This is a genomic window from Oleiphilus sp. HI0132 (assembly GCF_001635845.1).
Genome location: NZ_LWGJ01001193.1, coordinates 1 through 2,136, shown reverse-complemented (window position 1 = coordinate 2,136; position 2,136 = coordinate 1). Strand labels below are relative to the sequence as shown.

At 43.8% G+C, this 2,136-nt stretch carries 3 protein-coding genes; 1 reads left to right on the top strand and 2 read right to left on the bottom strand.

From position 1 onward, the window contains the following. The coding region (locus tag A3766_RS17160; RefSeq protein WP_255375549.1) for an amidase family protein at positions 1–796 on the top strand (796 nt) is incomplete at its 5' end. A gap of 418 nt (positions 797–1,214) precedes the next feature. On the opposite strand, the gene A3766_RS17155 is transcribed toward A3766_RS17160, so the two are convergent. Together A3766_RS17155 and A3766_RS17150 are read right to left on the bottom strand one after the other, a co-directional pair. Continuing rightward, the gene (locus tag A3766_RS17155) at positions 1,215–1,655 is read right to left on the bottom strand and encodes a hotdog fold domain-containing protein (protein ID WP_068507593.1); all 441 of its coding nucleotides are present in this window, start codon (positions 1,653–1,655) and stop codon (positions 1,215–1,217) included. Positions 1,656–1,671: 16 nt separating this feature from the next. Continuing rightward, on the bottom strand, positions 1,672–2,088 hold the full coding sequence (locus tag A3766_RS17150; RefSeq protein ID WP_082865504.1) for a MarR family winged helix-turn-helix transcriptional regulator: 417 nt from the start codon (positions 2,086–2,088) through the stop codon (positions 1,672–1,674). Positions 2,089–2,136 lie beyond the last annotated feature (48 nt).

Below are 2,136 nucleotides of genomic sequence, written 5' to 3'. Positions count from 1 at the left end.
AGGGTCCCATTTATTACCTATCAATTTGGGGCACCAGGGAATTCTAAGCCGTAGTGTTCGCGATACGGCGATGTTTTATTCCGAAGCTGAAAAGTTTTATCTCAACCGAAAACTACCTGCGCTGGGTGAAATCACCGGCCCCGCTAAAAAGCGACTTAGAATCGGCTTTTATACAGATGGCCCTGGCCATCTTTATAGTGATTCAGACAATGCGGCAGCCGTGCATCAGGCGGCCAGAATATGCAGTGATTTAGGGCATGATGTGGAAGAAGTTTCGTTTCCATTTGACCCTGCTTTTGGGGACGACTTCTTGCTCTATTGGGGAATGATGGCGTCGATTTTTTCTACAACAGGTAGCGTTCTGTTTGGTACTAAGTTAAATAAGAAAAAGCTCGAACCGCTGACCCTTGGGTTAAGTAAGCACTTCCGAAAACATATACTTAAAGCGCCTTTAGCGATTAAACGCTTACTGGGTTTTACTAATGTTTATCAACAAGAAATGGCTAACTATGACCTTATGTTATCGCCAGTTTTAGGGCACCCACCGCCGAAAATAGGCTATCTTGCGCCTGACGTAGAATTTGAAAGTGCTATAGAGCGCCTAAAGCATTTTGTACCTTATTGTGCGATTCACAATGTCTCGGGCGCGCCTTCGATTGCTTTGCCTATTGGCGTTAGTCAAAAACAGGTGCCTGTTGGCGTCCAGTTCTTTGCACAGTTTGGAGAAGATAAACGCTTGCTTGAGTTGGCTTTTGAGATTGAGGAAGCAGTGCCTTTTGTGTTGAATAAATATTGAATTAACAACGAGTATGATGAAGAAAGGGATCGAGGTATGAAAAAGGTGTTTGGCATATTAGTCACTGTATTGTTGCTTGCAGGCTTGAGTGCTTGCGACAAAATTAACAATGCCAGTCGAACGATGGATACGATGTTAGGGGGGGGATTATGAGGTTCATATTCAGGGCTTTGATAAACCTTTCTACATAAAAGGAGGGAAGGTTACTTCAGTACCTGACAAAGGTTATTATGTATTTTATCCAATGATTGAGGGTAAAGAGAAGCTGGTTCAATCGCCTATCCAGTTAACGACGATTATTAAGACTGATTGATTGTAGGCAGAGTCTTCCACGGCTCGCAGACGGGCAAGCAAGGGTTGATCCTGCGAGGGAATGGAATCCTCTGCCTATGTTTAAAGAATGGGCGGAGCAATCAACCTACTTATGCTTCACATTCATCGTAATATCAGCGGTAAAGCACTTGGTTCCTTCTGTGTCATACGCTGCTACGGGCACGACTACCTTGCCTTCCTGTGAAAAATCGACGTCTGCCGCTTCACACACAACTTTAAGGTCTGTTTTAGCTTTTGCGATATATTCAACAGTCATACCTTGAGGAACCCATCGGGCACCAGCGGGAATCGAGACGTCAGTTGTCATACCGCCTGCTAATTCAGCAGCGTTACACATTGCAATGGCATGAACGGTACCGATATGGTTGTGCACCTTCTTTTGGTTTTTCAAGCTAACTTCACAATAGCCTGGTTTAAGGTCAATGACTTCTGGGTCAATTGTCCCAAAGTAAGGTGCGATTTGAGCAACGCCCTTCGAAAACATCTCTGGGCCCATTTGTTGGAACATTGCTAGAAATTGACTCATATTGAATACCGCGTACTTATTTAAAAATGTCGATCACCTTGTTTAGGAAGCGACTGACGGTTTCAAGCTCTTCTTCTGAAAATTCTTCACTGAGCTTCTCGTTTACTTGCTGGATAAGTGGGTAGAGTATCGGTAATTTATTTTTACCCTCGTCAGACAAAAATAACCTTGATGCTCTGCCGTCTTCGGCACATCCTTTGCGCTCAATAATGCCGTTCTTTTGCATTCGGCCAACCAAACCGGTGACTGCAGAGTTATTCAAACCCAATGCTTGTGACAGCGTTTTCTGTAAACAGCCTTCATTTTTAGCAATGAACATCAGTGCAGCAGCTTGAGTGACTGGAATCCCCAGGCGTTGCTCGCACTGGGTATCTGCAAACTTAAACATTCGGTGCTGAGCCATGTTGATCAGAAAGAATAACCTTTTATCCACTGTCGATTCCTTGTCTAGTAGTTATATAGTTCATATGTGATGTATATT